Below are 16,042 nucleotides of genomic sequence, written 5' to 3'. Positions count from 1 at the left end.
GGCTTCCTGCTCCTTGATCATCCCGATGATCTGCGCCTCAGTGAAGCGGCTCTTTCGCATCGTCTGCTCCTTTGCAATTGAGCAAACTCTACATCAGACTGAGGGATCTCGAGGGGGGCAGGTCAGCCGTCAGAACCACCACGTCCGTCTGGTCACCGCGCCATCCATTAGCCCACTCGAGGAAATTTTCGAGCAGGATGTTCACCTGGTCAGTGGAAGAAACCGAGAAAGAGGACGATGGCCGCTACGAGGAAAATCGTGCAGTTTGCCGCCGCAAGCTACGCAATCATCGCGGCCCGGATGTATTGTTTGAATTAGGAACTGAAGTGGCGATGGTAGGGGAATAGTCCCCGCGGCCGGACTGCTGCGAATGGCGCGCACCGGAAGTCGGCGCGCGCCCTCTGGTGTTAGGTAGTGACTTTCGAAGCAAGCAGGTCACCGAAGGCGGAACGGCGAATGCGCCAGGCTTTAGGATTCCAGGTCGTGATCATCCCCGTCGCCACCAGGTCCGGCCCATGGGTGATCAGGTCTGCGCCGGTCTCCTCGCGGATCAGGTCGTTGAGCGCTTCGTAATCGCCTGGGCGTTCGGTCTTCTCGACAAGGGACAAGGCCTTGCCGAGGCTACCGCGCGTGATGCTGTCGGGCACGCGCATCGAGGTCTTCCAGCCGGCGAACACGTCGGCATACTCGTTTTGCGGCCGGGCGAGTTGGGCGACCAACTTGATGGTTTCAGCCGGCACGCCACCGGTGGTCATGAGGATCTCGTCGCGCAGGTCGGATGTATCGATCTCGGTGTGATCGATATTGCTCAGATGGACGCGCAGCATCTCGGCACCCCAGGGCGAGAGAAACTCGGTCTGCTCTTCGCGGCGGTTTGCAAGCGCACGCATCTCTGCATCGGCGGCGTCGAGAAGCAGGATCGGCCGGACCTGCCCATCAAGAACACTCGGCTGGCGTTCGAGCCATGCCAGTTCCTCGTTCGCCTCTGCGGCCGATGCCGGCCTGTGGACAATGACCCTCGGGCGGGCATCTGCCTTACGGATGCCGTCGAAGATCGGCCGCAGGTCGCGACGACCCTCGGTGACGAGGATCTCGGGGTTGGATTTGCCAAGTCCCGGCAACTGGCTGATCGCAGCAATGCGCTTGAGCGCAGCGCCCACCTTGTTGAGACCGAGCACATCGAGACCGCAGACGATCTGCGTCGGCGCACTGACCCGGTCGAGAAGTCGCTCGATCTGGAAGTCGGTGAGCGGCGAATAGGGCAGATCGAGATCGGCAGCGGAAATGGATTTGCCCGGCGGGGCATAGCGACGACGGTGGGTTGTTCGGTCGTAAGAGACCGCGGGCTCCCTTTCCATGATCTGGGAGAGCGCCGTCTCGATATCCTCGCGGCTTCCGAGCATCGCAGCGACCTGGCGCGTGCGAAGACAATAGGTGAACCGGTTGGTGCCGGGGATCGGAACGCGACCCAGGACGCCGAGGTCGAAGAGCTCGTCCAAAAGCGCATCGAAGGCAGCCGGAGAGGGGCGCATGGCGTTCTTGGGCCAGAAGATGGTGGCATGGTCCAGAAGATCGCTCGCGCGGAAGCCGGACACGAGCGCCTGGTGCTCGTAGCCTTCGGCATTCAACCAGCCGAGCGTGTAGGCCACGGTGGCATAGCGAGAGTCGAGATCCAGCGTGTAGTGGAACTTGTCGCGGATGGTGCTTTCGATCTTCGAGAAGCCGCGATGTGCAAAAAGCTTGGAGGTCGGGATCGTCCAGAGCGGTCCATCTTCGGGCAGGCGGTAGGTCTTGCCGCTGCCGGCGCCATGCAGCGTGCTGAGAAGGCCGCGGGCATACTCCTGCACGAGGCTCGGATAATAGTTCGCCCAGGCAAGGATCTCTTCGACAGCCTCGATGGATTCGAACCTGAAGCCCGCCGCACGCATCGGCGCAATGATGAGGTCGTGTGCCGCGCGCTTGTCGTCCTCGCTCTGGTTCAGCGGGCCGATACAGTTGCCCTGGCCCAGATGCGCCAGCGGCGAGTTCGGCTGGCGGTGCATCCGGCGCACATTGTGAAGACCGGCAAAGACGACCTTGAAGGCGCGCCCGGTGTCTTCCATCAGCGCCTTGAGGCGGCTGAGTTGCGGATAGTCCGCCTTGGTTTCTGCATCCATGAAGTTGTCCGTCTCATCGAAGAGGCAGACGATCTGGCCGCCGGGGTGATGATTGAGCCATCCCCGGATTTCCTGGGTGATCGTATCCGGATCGCGGCTCCCCTCGCGCACCACGCCCTCGGGCGCGAGCATCTGCACGAGATTATCCCAGATCTTGGAGGTGTCGTCGGATTTGCCAAGTGTCTTCACATCCTGACGGACCACGATCCGGTTTTCCTGGGGCGCATGGCGCGTCCGGGCAATGTGATTGAGCAAAGCCGATTTGCCCAACTGCCGGCCGCCATAGACGAGACAGCCCTGGGAACTCCGCTCCATGATCGAGCGAATTTCGGCTTCGCGCCCGAAGAACATCTCGGGCGGCAGCTGTCCCGCGTCCGTGATGTAGGGCTCGACGCGGCCATAGGGCAGGCCGCACTCGAAGATGGTGCGTGCGCGGGTTTCGCGACGGGTGGCTGCGAAGGCCACCAGAGCCTCGTCGATCAGGACGGCCGGAATGGCGGTCGCGCGCAGACGCTCGGCGAAGTCGCGCCGCTTGGCCATGTCGGCAACGCCGGAGAGCACCAAAATGGTCGGCACTTCGGGGTCGAGGGCCTTGTGGACTGCCTCGGGCAGGGTGTCAGGCCCGATCAGGAAGACCGCATAGCCGCTCGTCGCGTTGGAGCCGAAGATCGGAGGCAGGAACCACCCCGAGCTGCTCAGATCGCCGCTTTCCAGCTTGCCTGCCATGGTCATGCGCCAAGACTTGGTGCGACCAAGTCCGGCAATGCCGTTGATGCGCACATCTTCGAAGCCGATTTCTTCGAAGAAGGCCCGGATCTTGGCAGCCGCGGGCTTGCCCTTGGGAAGGGCCGAGCAGAGATCGAGGTAGAGCCCGATGAAATCGAGCGCGGCGGCGCGCCGGCTCTCGTCTGTGGCAAGAATTCCTTCCGCGCCCAGAGCTTTTTCATAGCCCGAAAGCGAGGATGGCCAGTCGGCGTCGCCTGCGGCGGTTACGAAACCCGGCGTGAAGTCGGCAATGACGCCTTCGAGCTCGGCTTCGAAAGTGGCTGACGAGCGGCCATCGCGCAGCTGGGCGATGCGATCCTCGGCAGCTTCGAGGGTAAGCTCGTCGATGGTCTCGATCAGCGCATCGGCATCCTCGCCGTTCTGCTCGTTGCGATACCTGCGGATGCGGCCGACTTGATCCTTGCGGATATGCGCCTCGATGTCGCGCGCGACGGCGTCGAGTTCGGCGGCATAGATCGGGATGTCGTCAAGGTCGTCGAGCCCGGTGCCGTCATGAACGACATTCAGGCGTTCCAGCGCACTGTCGCACCAGCTGAGGCGCCGGGCGATTTCCTCCTGATGGTCGTAATCGACCTTGGCGAGGAGTTTCATGCGCCGCTGCCTGGACTGGATGCTCTCGATCCAGGTTCCGGTGAAGCGTGCAATCTGGACCTCGAGTTCGTTGCCCGCATCCAGATCATGGCGCGTGGTCAGGCGGTGGGCGATTTCGAACGCCCCTTGTGTCCTCGCTTGTTCGAGGGCCTGTTCCGGGCTCGGGATGCTCGAGGTGGAAAAGAGATCCACCAGCGGCTCCAGCATGGCAGCGGCATCGGCCGCCGTGCGGCGCGCAGCTTCGGGCAGAAGGTCGCGCTCTGCCAGCAGCGCATCCTCGATCGTGGCGAAGCTGCCTGTATCCGACCCCTGAAGCGCATTCATCGCCTCATCGATCTGACCAGAAAGCCAGTGCGCGACCGCTTCCTGAAGCGGAGACAGGCCGGGCTTGTTGGCGAGGGCGTCGCGCGCCTTGCTCAGGCGGGAATGCAAGCTGGCCACGGTGGCGCCAAGGCGTTCTTCGGACCGTTGCGAACCGGTGTTGTCGCGCGCGATCGCGGCGAGCCATGCCGACAGCATGCCCAGCGCTTCGTCGAAGTGGCGCTGAAGATACTCGACGCCTTTCGAGTGTAGCCGTGCCGAGGGGCGGCTCGTGGTCGCGGCATACTCGACCGCCAGAGTCTCGATGTCGGCGCTCGAGGAGAGTCCGTCGAGCGCGGCTTGCACCTTGTGGCGCGCATCGCTGCGCTCTTCCTTGATGGCAGCGAGTGCGGCGCCGACCAGCCCTGCCTCGGAGACGAGGTGATGCATGAAGGCCGTCGCGAAGCTCCAGCGGGAGCTCTTGCGTGCAGTGGTCGAGACCCATTCCTCCAGCCGGTCCGCGATGCGCTCGCGCTGCGGGGTCATGGGGGCGCCTGAAAGCCGTGCCAGGGTGTCCGCACTGGGCGGGAAGTCGAAATCGAGACTGGCAATAGCCGCCCCGATTTCGTTGAGATGCGGCCCCAAGGCGCCGCGGGCGAGGTCCGGCATCACGGACCTCAGGCTGAAGCTTTGCTGAAGGATGGCCGGGCGCAGGAGTGCGCCGAACAGCATGTTGGCGCCGACATCGCTCTTTACGGCCGAGGTGGCGCGGTTGGCGATGGTCAGAAAGCGCTGGGTGTCGGGGCCGTAATCGCCATGCGGCGCGCGCGATGCCGCGGCCGCGCGCAGGGCGGCAGCCTCGATGGGCCAGCGATGACGGTGAGCCTCGAGCGCATCGGCGGCGTCCGCGGCAAGCCCGATCAGACCTCGATTGATGAGTTCGGGCAGGATGCGGCTTTCGAGCGGCGGCTCGACATAGGGTTCTTCCTCCGGCTCGGGTTCGGGCGTGGTGGCCGCGTCGAGGGCGGCCATGTCCTCATCGCTGATATCGACCGGGTCCTCGGTCGACGCCTCCGTCGGTTCGGGATCACTTTCCTCAAGGGGTTCGGAGTCGCCATCGACGGCATTCGTCTCTGCGACGGCTGCCTCGTCCTGAGCTTCGGCCTTGGCTTCGTCCTCATCGGCCGAGGCGTCGATCGCGGTCTGGCTTGGCTCGTCATCCAGTTTCAGGTCCTCAGGATGGTGCTCGGGGATCTCCGAAATCTCGCGATCGGGTTCGTCGCCCCCAGTAGCATCATCTTGCGGATCGTCGAAGTCCTCCTCCGGAAGATCCTCTTCGATCTCGGGGTTGGGAAGATCGGGAAGCAATTCCTCGAAGGCGTTCTGATCCCTGACCAGAATGGCGTCGCGAATGAGTTCGATCTGCGCATGCATCTCGGCCACCCGAGACGTTTTCGCCTCGATCGCTTCCGCCTCCTCGGCGAGCAGGCGCAGTTGATCGTAGCGGCGCGCCTTGGTCGCCTCCGCAATCAAATCGTCCAACTCGGCGCTGCGGGCCTCAGCCTTGGCCATCTCTTCGACGGTGTGAGCCGTCTCATGCAGGAGGGCCTTCACCCTTGGGTCGCAGAACATCTCGACGGCGCCTTCGTCGAGATCGTCATCGGAGATATCTACCCCCACCTTGATCAGAAGATCACGGATCATGTCGACATCTGCACGGTCGCGCAGTTCCGCCATCTCAAAGGCTATGTCGGCAAAATTGGAGATGGTCCTGTAATCTTCAGGTTTGCTGTCCTCGTCGATCTCGCTGGTCAGCCTGAAAAGGATATCCCGGACCTTGGCGAAATGCTCGGCGCAGATCGGAAGAGAGTTTTTCCTGGAGGATTCCGTCTCGGCTTTGAGGAGACGGATCGAGAGGGACCAGTCACCATCCTCCTCGGCATCCTTGATGGCCATACCGAGAAGCTCCGCGGGAGAAAGGTTGCCGATGCTCATCTCGTAGACGGATGACAACAAGGGATCTGGCAGCTTTTCCGTAAAGCGAAAGTAATGATCGATGGAGTATTCGCAGAAGGCGCCGACCCACAGATCCACCGGTGACGGGTCCATGCTTACCAGCTCATGAAGCCGCTCCTGGATCTGGTCATTGCTCTTGAACCGCAGCTTGGAGAGCAGCAGCTTGCTGATCGTGCGCCCAAGCGTTCTGCGATAGGCTTTCTGAGCGGCAAACTTGCCACGCATGGCGCTTGAGCGGTTCTGGACGACCTCGACTTCGAGGGTCGGAATGACCCAAGGGTGCGTCTCGACGACGTCGAGAAGGGCGTCATAGAAGGCTACGTGGTTCTTGGGGTCGAAACCTTCAACGCGCTCTGCCAGCTTCAGCCGCTCGGAAAGAAAACGGATGTCGCGCTGGGAGAGGTGGCCCGCATCAGCCAGAAACTTGGCCGCCTCGGGCGCGAGTTCTCTGAGCGGGAATTTGTGCAGCTCGTCGGGGTCCCTGTAGTCCTCGGTCCAGCTGGCATATTTGACCTGGAGCGGATGCAGGCCGTCTTCATCAAGAGCGGCATCGCCGTAAGAGGGTGTCTGACCGACGACATGCCGGATGACAGGGAAGGGGGTGGACTTGTTCTCGTCGAGCATCGGATTTCCTTTGTTCATCGCTTCCCTCATGCAGCCCATTTCGGGTCGATCCGAGTGCCGGCATCGAGCAGGATCGTCTCGATCCATGCGAGCGCCGGGCGCCGTTCGAAATCGGACCAGTAGCGTTGGTTGGAATAGTCGTTGAGACAGCGTGTGCAGCTCGTCAGGCAGTCGGGATTGCGGCAGGCGAGAATGTTGCGCGCCGCCATCAGGAGGTCGAAGGCTCGGAAGCCGTCCTCCTGCGTAAGGCGGGTTGCATATCCAGCGCCTCCCGACACCGAGTCGTAGAGCACGACCACGGGGTAGCCATCGAGATGCTGCCCCAGCGCGCGCAGGTCGCGCGGATCTGTCTCGAGCAGTTCCGCCGCACCGAGCCGGAGCGCTTCCTGGAGCGTGCGGCTCAATCCGAGAGAATACTCGATGTGGCCTCCATTCGGGTCGCGAGGCAGGCCCTTGAATAGCAGCGCTCGAACATCGGTCTCGAAGACATGGGCCAGATCGACGGGGTAGGACGGCTGCTCTGGATCGAATTGGCACGCATGACCGGTCCGCGGATTCTCATGCGGTTCGAGAAAGACCTGCTGTTGCCAGGCCTTGTCGGGACCATGGCCGCGAGCGGGAACTGCGTGCTCGCAGCGTCGGCACCAGGCAAAGCCTCCTCCAAGCTTGCCGCGATTGACGGTGATGATCCGACCGAGTTCGGGATCAGGACGGTTCGAACCCGGGGCATGGAATGTCAGGATGCCCGGCAGATCCGTTTCCCGGTAGGCCGAGAACGGCGCCTCGGTGAGCAGCAGCGCTTCGTCGGTCACGGTCGGGCGGATGCGGCTTGCCCCGGGATCGCGGCCCTCGCCATCCTGCGCGGAGGTCAGAAAGCCATGCGGTCGGATGAAGTCTCGCGTGCTGGCATGGCGGGGGAAGGGATGGCCGCATTGCTCGCAATCCGCCGCCGGCTGCTGCTGAGGCGCGGTGATCTGCGGAGACTTGCAGGCTTCGCAGATGCGATACCGCGCCTTCTCAATAAAGGCGTCGTCGCCAGTGAACTTGGACCGCTTGGAAATGCCTGCACTGGTCCAGACCCGGCCACCCGCCACGACCTCGGACCCCGGGGCATATTCCGAGATCCCGATCGCCCCGTCTCGATCAAGCTCAAGAAGGGCGGTGTCGGCGCGTTGGTCGCTTTGGTTGATGACTTCGAGGGAGACCGAATGCACCGGGAAGGAGTAGGTCGGAATGACTGCCCGCCGCGACAGCTGATCGACGAGGAATTGGCCGAGATAGAGCTTCTGCTGGGTGCGCAGGGCGCCGGCCACCCGGTCGATCTTCTGGATGGCGGCGGACTCCGTGAGGTCCAGCTGCCGTCGCTTTTCCTCGAGATCGAGGATCGCATCCTGCATCAGGCTCCAACGCCCGAAAATGGAGTCGGCGAATGCGCCCATGCGCTGTTGCATGGCGCGGCGCAGGCCCTCTTCGTCGAGAGCAATGCTTCGCAGCGCCTCCGGAAGTCGATCGCCAAGGCGGGCAGCGGTGCGCACCGCATCGTCGGCGTTCTCGAGCCAGTGGGAGAAATCCGCGTTGAAATCGGCACGCGCTTCGTCGGTGAGGGCGGTGGCGAAGATGTCCTTGATGCGCGGCGCCCCGGGTCGGTCATAGGCAGCCAGGCGATGATCGAGGTAGCGCGCAAGCAACATCGAAAGCTGGTGGCGCTGGAAGAAGCCAGCGTTGTCGAGGCTCAGGTAGGGGACGATGGGCTTGGCTGCGAGGTAATCGTTGAACTCCTCGAAAGCTGCACGGTCGAAGCGCCCGGAGCGTGCTGTGGTCAGGACAATCGGGGCGACCTGGGCCCGCCGACCGGCCCGGCCGGCGCGCTGCTGGTAGTTGGCAATGGAGGGAGGGACGTTCTTGCACAGGACCGCTTCGAGATCGCCGAGATCGACGCCCATTTCCATAGTCGTGGTGCAGGACAGAACATTGACCTCGCCGGACTTGAACTTCTCCTCGATATCGGAACGCACTTCGCCGGCAATGGCCGCCGTGTGCTCGCGCGCGATGCCCATCTGCGGGCGCTCGTTGTAGCGTGCCACATAGTGGTTGCGCGTGGAGAGGGTGGCTCGATCTTCTGCCGGGACCTCCCGGAGGCTGCCGGTGCATCCCATCGACTGGCATACGCCCGCTGTATCGAACTGGGTCCGTCCCCCGCATCGGTTGCACTGGTAGAGGTGGATCTCGTGTCCCGGGACGACGAGGAAGTTCTGATCGAGTTTGAGGGCGCGCCCAACCCCGTGCTTCTCCGTCATGGTCGAGGTGGATTCGAAACCGCGCCAGAAATGCACGAGAATGTCCTGCGCGCCGAGGTCGTTGAGTTCTGTGCCGGTGGCTTGCGCCATTTTCTTAAGAAGGGCGGTGAAGCGGTTCTGAAAGTTCGATGCGGGGATCAGTGCGAGAGCGAGCTTGGCATGGGGATTCTTCTGGCGAGTGATGCAGCGGTTGCGCTGGGCGGCGATCCGGGTCCAGATCGATTCATCCTCGAGATCGATCATACCCGAGCCCTGCTCTCCGATCGCTCGATGCTCCCGAATCATCTTGAGCAGGTAGCGGGTGTAGGCCTCGGCATAGGGCTGCATGGGCGTGGGCATCTTCGCACGCACGGCGCGCACCATCCGGTCGATCTGGGCGTAGTCGATCCCGATGAGGCCGAAGCCCTCGAGGCTCAGGCGTCCGCGCCCGAAGACGGTGAGTTCGGCGGCGAGGAGGGCCTTGAGGCGCACCTGCTGGTTCTGGCCGGTCTCCAGCACCGGCGCGACGCCGGGCTTGTAGAGCCTCAGCCCATCGACCTTGAGTTCGCGCTCCACGGCGCCGACAAGATTGTCGATGTCGATCCGTCCGCCACCATTCACGGCGCGCAACATCGCGGCACGGACAGCCTGCTCACGCGATGTCCGCTCGAAGAACGGCGCGAAGAAAGCGGCGTCCTGTCGGTTGTCGGAAAAGACGAGCAGGTTGCGCCCGGCCAAGGGGGGATTGAGGCCGCTGTCGTTCTTCGGCAGGGCCTCGAGGAGTGTTTGCGCGGCTACTGCCGCGAGGGCTTCGTCGCCGGGGCGGACGGTGGTGACCGGCTCGAGATAACGCGTCGAGAGATGGTTGCAGGCCACGCAGCGCTTGAGGTATCGCCCACCGCCTTCGGGATCGTCCTCCAAAGGCACATCCTCAACGGCCACGGAGCCCGCCGCTTCATGTTCGAGCGGCTCGCCGGTGAGCGGATTGAAGTAGAGAAGATGAGGCGGCTCGGCCTCCTCGGCCTCGATCTCGTTTTCGGCGGCCATCCCGCCCGGAACCAGCCGCAACAGGTGACGAGGTCCCGCGCCTTGCGCAGGCTCGAAACCGACAGGGCCCTGCCATGCCTCGACATAGGGCTCGCCGCAGTTGCGGCAGACGAACAATTCGAAAGCGGGCCGATCATCCGAGGCGCGCTCGGCGCCGATGACCACCTCTGCCAGATTTTCCTCGCGGCTGGCGTCGAGCGCGATGCTGACGCGGTCCGGCGAACGGGAGATAAGATGGTAGCGGGCGGGCAGGAGCGGGAAGACGGTCGCATCCTCGCTGGTCGCCAATACCCCGATTGCGATCAGCCCCGTGAGGGCGGGAATGGCATCACTGCCGGCGTCAGGAAAGACCTCGCGGGCAAGCGTCTCGATCGGGACGGCATCGCCCTGGAGGCGATGGGCGATGATGCCGATTTCCTCGAAGCTGCCGAGCTTCTCGATCAAGGCATCGCCCAGCGGCTTGTCCTCGGCCACCGTAAGCTCCTCGAAAGCCGAGATTTCGGCTTCGAAGTTCCAGTCCGCGGACGTCATGGGGGTGTTGTTCTGAACCGCGGCCCGGGCGCTGGCAGCAAGCGCGCCGGCTTCACGCCAGCGCTGGGGTGACAACCCGCTCGGCTTCGGGCTTGCCGACAGGCTGGGGTGGGCCTTCTTGCGCGAAGTGATGACGGCATCTGCGCCCGAGAAAGGCTCTCCGAAAAGACGTGAAGCGAAATCGGCCAACTCTCCCTTGCGCGCGGGGTCGAGCGATGCCGATGTCCCGATGCATCGCAGATTCCCGTCCGGAATGCCCAGATGCGCCTTGAGGCGGCGCAGCAGGAAGGAGACCTCGATGGCCTGGGCGCCTGCATAGGTGTGGATCTCGTCGAGAACGATGGCCTGAAGATCGGCTCGCGAAAGCAGGGGTCGGTTCGTCGGTAGAAGCAGGATATGCTCAAGCATCGCATAGTTGGTGATCAGGATATGCGGCGGCGTCGAACGCATTTCCGAGCGCGAGAGCAGCCAGTTGTCCGGGACATCCGCATCATCACCGAAGGCCTCGATGAAGCTTGGCGTCGACCGCAGCTTGGAGACCTCCTGCTCACGCGTCGCGCGCGATTTGACCTGCCCGGTATAGCGACCAAGCGTGATGCCGGGATTCCCGAGGTCGCGAAACAGCAACGAGGCGATCCGGTGCAGCTGGTCGTTGGCGAGTGCGTTGAGCGGATAGACGAGAATGGCCCGCACGCCTGGTCGTTGAAGATCGCCCTGGGCGAGGATCGAGTTGATGAGGGGATAGAGGAAGCTCTCGGTCTTGCCCGAGCCTGTTCCGGTTGCGACGAGGAAGTTCTCGTCGCGCAGAAGCGCGGCCTCCTGATGTGCATGCAGAGGCCTGTTCCAGACGGGTGAGGCATTGGCTTCGAAGCGACGCCAGGCCGGATCGAGCACGCCGTCGGCGCAAAGCTGGGACATGGGTCGGCCCTTCTCGAAGTCGGGCAGCATCTCGACATAGGGGCCCTTCACGAAGGTCAGGTCGCCAATCCGCGCCCGAAGCTCCTCGGCCAGGCGCGGGGCGCGGATCTCGTTGATCGGAGAGGATGTCGACACGAAGCGGCTCAGCGTATCGTTGAGATGGGTGCGGAAGCTGTTGGGGTCGAGATCGGTCATTGATCATCCTTCCTGACTTGGACGGCGCGCATCCAGAGCGCCCGGAAATATACGAAAACTTCGATCCCGGCCCTGAGCATGAGGGTCAGACATTCACCAAGCTCCGCGCGCGGCAGGCCGGTGCGGAAAACGAGGTCGTCGATATGAGTCGAGGCGCGGCCCAGGGCGCAAGCGCGGGCAAAGCGTTCGATTGCGGCGGCGATCCGGGCCGGGCGATTGTCTCCACCGCCGCCGGCGTCAAAGGCGCGCAAGGCCTCGATATCGCCCGTCCAGCTTGAGCAAATGCAAGCACAGGCCATGCCGTGGCGATCCTCCGACAAAAGGAGCTTGAGATCGCTCTCCTTGAGCCGGAACCGAAGCGCCCCGAAGGCGCTGGCAAGGGTAGGGCCGCACAGCGCATCCGGCAGGTCGTCCTCGCCCCCAAGTCTCTCGAGCCATGAGGCCAGTGGAACATCTCCATCGGGGTCTGGAAGAGTCTTCGCGGCGCCGAGATCGGAGGTTCTGGAGAGGGCGGATAGGCCGCATCCATCAGGCAGACCCTGAAAGGCGTGCGGCGAAGCCTCGAAAATCCAAGGGGCAATCCCTGCGAGATCGTGGCGCGGCGTGGCGCCGGGACAGGTTGCCGCGAGCGCCGGCTTGATCGCCCCCACGAGGCGACGCTCACCCAGCCGCGCCATCGCTTCGAAGTAGGCATGGTTGAGGCTGCGCGCGTGCTGGTCCTCCAGATGGGCGGAGACAGGCTCGGCCGCGAGCTTCGCCAGGGCGCCGAGCGATCTGCCGTCGGGGTCAGCCAAGGGGAGTCCGAGGCCTGCTGAAATGGGCGTGCCACGCCCATCCTTCAGCGGCTGAAAGCCCGGCCGATCGGCATGGCGTGTCCACAACGACATTCGAGCCGGGTGTGGAAAGGATTTCTTGTCGACCCGGATGGTAAGTCGCCCGCTGTCGATATCCTGGTCGGCCTCAATACCCGGCAGGGAGCCGAGATCCGCAAGGTGGCGCCCGAATGTGTAGTCCCCCTGTTGTGCCGGGTCCTGCAAAGCATCGATCTGGACACGGAGGGCATCGCAGCGTTGCTGAGGCAGGAAGGTCAGGACCAGAGCCGCGTCGTCTTCCTCGAGCTTTAGCTCGGCCGGATCATCACGGCGTTCGATACGTGCGAATACTTCCATGCGGCCGTCGCTGCGGCGCAAGGCGATCCGGTCGTCGGCCTGCTCGGGAGCTTCCAGCATCTCCGGCGTGATTTCGAACCGCGAGCGCGCGAAGAAGGGCCTGCGCAGCACGCGACCCAGCACCAAAAGGTCGGCATCGCGATCGGCGCTTTGCAAGATCAGAGCATCATGGCGAGCCTCATGCCCAAGAAAGATCCGCGCGCCGCGCGGAACGACGACCTTGTCCTGCCGCGCCAGACGGTGGTGATGAAGCACCTCGGCGCCCGTGCGCAGCACGAACTCATGCGTTTCATCGCCGAATGACAGGCCGAGGATCGGTGCGTCGATATCGGCGGCAAGGTCGACTTCAAGGCGGTCGCCCGACGCCCGCAGCCCTGCACTGCGCGCCGGGTCGAAGTTTGACGGTCGGGGCAGGTCCAGCAGCGCGCCTGACGGCAGGCGCAGCCCAGGCCAGAGCCAGCTTGAAACCGATAGCTCCGCGCGCGCTTCGAAATCCCCCGCGGCCCCGGGGGCGAGGATCTCAAAGACAGCCTTGCAAGGCGCTGCATTGGCGGAAAATCCGAAACTCTCGAGGGGAATGTTTGCCGTGCCGTCGCTGGCAATGGTCAGATTGGTGAACTTGGTCGTGTCTCCAAGACGGGCGCGCACGATGCGGTTGCGCCCGCCGATTTCGGGATCGAGCTTGACGACCAAGGCCCCATCCCCGGTGATCAGGGCGCGGCTTCCGGCGTGACCGATGGCACGGGCATCCAGCCAGATTGCGGTTTCCTTCGGGGTGATGATGGATATCTCTTCCCCGCCCGAGAAGGTCAGCGCTTCGCCGGTGGTGATCCATGCAACGCGGCAGGAGGGATCGGAAGCCGGCATCGACGGCCCGAAGGAGGGGGTCTCGAAGTCCTGCCGGGAGAGGATCACCAACCTGCTGGCGGCAACCTCGATAACGCCTGCGGTGATATCTGTGCGAGAGAGCAAGGCGCCGCTATCCGCATCGAAGATCAGGACCTGGTCCTTCTTGGGGCCAAAGGGGACATCGCGTTCGGTCGGGCCGCAGCGCCAAGGCAGCGCGTCAGGCCAGGGGGCATCAAGGACAAGGCGCGACCCGCCCTTGATCTGGACCGGGAATGCACCTGCCTTGATGAACTGAACCTGCGAGGATCGCTCGGCCTCGACAGCCAGCCTGTCGCCCGACCAGTAGAGCTGCGGCGGCCCAGTAAGATCCGAGCGCTTCCGACCATAGCGCGCGGCTGCGTGATCATACGCCTCAAAGAGAGCAGCCTCGTTGTCGTTCAGCGGCTCGGAGCCCTTCCGCCATGCCTCGAAGCGGCGGGCGCAGTGGGCTGACCGGTCGAAGTCGATCGTCTTGTGCAGTCGGGCGTAGCTGGGGCAGCGCTGGCGCACGGCGCGGCGCTGCCAATCGCGCGCTGACGGCGTATCTTCGATCGCGGGCGGCCCCAATGCGAGGGCGGTGGCGACGAAGGCGTCGGCGATTTCGCCATGTCGGGACCGAGGCGGCCCCAGAGGAACGAAGAAAAGCGCATTTGGGTCGTTCCCGGCAACTGGGAGGCCAACCTTGCGCGCCGCGGTTCTGTATCCGTGCTTGAGATCGTCGCGCTCATATTGCTCGTCGAGGCTCTCATTCACGAAGTGCGTAATATGGAGATAGACATCCTTGGTGCTGGCTCCGTAGTTGCGTGCAAGAGGCGTCAGCACAGCCCATACCGCCAGCGTGGGGCAGCGCAGGAACAGCACGGACAGGGGCAGGCGCGTAACCACATCCTCTGCCTGCTTGCGCAGTTCGGCCCCGATCGGGGCATCCACGATGAAGGGAGTGGATTTCGCGCCCGTCCATGCGGCACGAAATCCTGTTTCGATCTCGTTCAGCGCCTCGGGAGAAACACTCGTCGTGACGCTCATGCAAGTCTCTTTTTTTCCAATTCAGGAACAGCAGCACCCACTTTGATATTCAAACTTGGCCAAAGCATGAAAATACGAAGCGGAAGAATGGATTATCGAATAGTGCTACCCTTCACCGCAGAGTTTTTGCGATTGCGACGCCCATTTCAAGGGCCAACCACCGGTTGAAGCTGCAAAAGGCAGGCAAGACACATTGCCGCCCTCTGGTCGCTGGCGGCATCGGTCTCTCAACCCGTTTCCGAGGAGTGGATCGCAGCACCATCTCCCGTCCGAGCCTCGTTGGTGCAGTAGCCAGTGCAGCTATAGGACAAAGGCAACAGCCAAGCATGCAAGCGGGACCACGAAGTCATATGCCGTCAGTGGCAGCGATTTCCTACGTGCGGGTGGAGAGCCTCGTTCGCCTTCGCCGCCTGACCTGATGCTGTGGACGGCCTCTGCACCACCGTAGCGTGCGATGATTTGGCCCTTGAGCCATGTGTGGACGGCCTCTGCGGTGAAAGGGATTTTAATGGCGATGCGCACCGGTCGGGTGCATCCGTATGTTCAGCCTGTTTGTGGACTGATGGGTATCTCGGCCGTCTAACTGCTGCTAACGGCGTCCAGAATGAAAAATATGCACGCGTGCATATTTTGCGACTGGCCACGAGTTGCAGGCGGTGCGTGACCAACGGTCTTGGTCGCGCTCATTGGGCGTAGCGATACCAAGCGATAGATCTCTGATAAGGTAGCGTAGGTCCCTGCGTGCAAGCGCAGGGGCGTGGTGTATAGTCCCGATCAGGAGGCGCGCGTTGACAAAAGGGTTCAAGCTCTCCGAGGCTCTCGATCGTGCCAGGGCGCGGGCCGCGTCCGGCTGGCTGAGCTTCTGAATGACCCGGATATGCTTACCGCGGCGCAGCTGGCCCAGCGGCTCGGCATCTCGGCCGACGAAGTCGAAGAACTCGCGCAGCAATACCGAGTGCTCGCCGTCACTCTGAATGGCGAGATCCGTTATCCTGCCTTTCAGGTCGGGCCCAGAGGGACCCTTTCGCCCTGCATCCACCAGGTACTCACACGACTGAGTGGGGCGCCCCTGACGGCCTACCGGATTCTCATGAGCAAGGCTCACGACGGCACTGGCCGCGGGAGAGATTGATGAGGTTCTGGGTGAGGCTGACGCCTGGCAAGATGGGGCCTACGCTTGATGGCCTCCTGTTTGAGGTCAAGCGGATCACTTGGCTCGGAAAGCTACTCGCAGCGCCGAGGCATAGCGCGCACTGTCAGGCCCTGCTCTGTGCGGCGCACGCTGGCTTGCCAGTCGCTCGTAGTAGGCATCCAATGCCCTCGGGAGCAGCATCGGCTTCAGCACGTCATGGACATTCTGCATCCTCGCCAACTCACGGTCCACAGTTAGCGGATTGAACCGCCCCGGGTTCGCCGGAGGCTGATTGGTTTCAGCTACGCGGCCATGCTCGATGTTTCCAGAGCCGCGTAGTAATTTGCCTCCGCCTCTGCGGGAGGGATGTTGCCGATGGGCTCGAGC

4 protein-coding genes are annotated in these 16,042 nt (G+C 63.3%); 1 reads left to right on the top strand and 3 read right to left on the bottom strand.

Annotated elements, in window-relative coordinates; genetic code table 11:
• The first annotated feature begins 197 nt into the window (after positions 1–197).
• Entirely contained in the window at positions 198–347 is a 150-nt protein-coding gene (locus tag ACJASC_RS17275) for a hypothetical protein (protein ID WP_415147094.1), read from the top strand.
• A gap of 60 nt (positions 348–407) precedes the next feature.
• Here ACJASC_RS17275 and ACJASC_RS17270 read toward each other — a convergent pair whose 3' ends face one another.
• The 3 genes from ACJASC_RS17270 to ACJASC_RS17260 are packed head-to-tail and all read right to left on the bottom strand — an operon-like array spanning position 408 to position 14,523.
• On the bottom strand, positions 408–6,473 hold the full coding sequence (locus ACJASC_RS17270) for a hypothetical protein (protein ID WP_415147093.1): 6,066 nt from the start codon (positions 6,471–6,473) through the stop codon (positions 408–410).
• Positions 6,474–6,499: 26 nt separating this feature from the next.
• The gene (locus ACJASC_RS17265) at positions 6,500–11,440 is read right to left on the bottom strand and encodes a DEAD/DEAH box helicase (RefSeq protein ID WP_415147092.1); all 4,941 of its coding nucleotides are present in this window, start codon (positions 11,438–11,440) and stop codon (positions 6,500–6,502) included.
• Complete coding sequence (locus ACJASC_RS17260; RefSeq protein WP_415147091.1) at positions 11,437–14,523, bottom strand: hypothetical protein; 3,087 nt, start codon at positions 14,521–14,523, stop codon at positions 11,437–11,439. The genes ACJASC_RS17265 and ACJASC_RS17260 overlap by 4 nt, the downstream gene beginning before the upstream one ends.
• Between the last annotated feature and the right edge of the window lie 1,519 nt (positions 14,524–16,042).

This window comes from Limimaricola cinnabarinus (genome assembly GCF_047631075.1).
Classification (GTDB): Bacteria; Pseudomonadota; Alphaproteobacteria; order Rhodobacterales; family Rhodobacteraceae; genus Limimaricola; species Limimaricola cinnabarinus.
Note: the sequence above shows the minus strand (reverse complement) of the source record. Positions and strands in the feature narration are given on the sequence as shown.

What these genes read in the sequence shown, in the direction of transcription:
- ACJASC_RS17275 (WP_415147094.1), top strand. Translation starts at nt 198, where the DNA reads ATGTTCACCTGGTCAGTGGAAGAAACCGAGAAAGAGGACGATGGCCGC.
- ACJASC_RS17270 (WP_415147093.1), bottom strand. Translation starts at nt 6,473, where the DNA reads ATGCTCGACGAGAACAAGTCCACCCCCTTCCCTGTCATCCGGCATGTC.
- ACJASC_RS17265 (WP_415147092.1), bottom strand. Translation starts at nt 11,440, where the DNA reads ATGACCGATCTCGACCCCAACAGCTTCCGCACCCATCTCAACGATACG.
- ACJASC_RS17260 (WP_415147091.1), bottom strand. Translation starts at nt 14,523, where the DNA reads ATGAGCGTCACGACGAGTGTTTCTCCCGAGGCGCTGAACGAGATCGAA.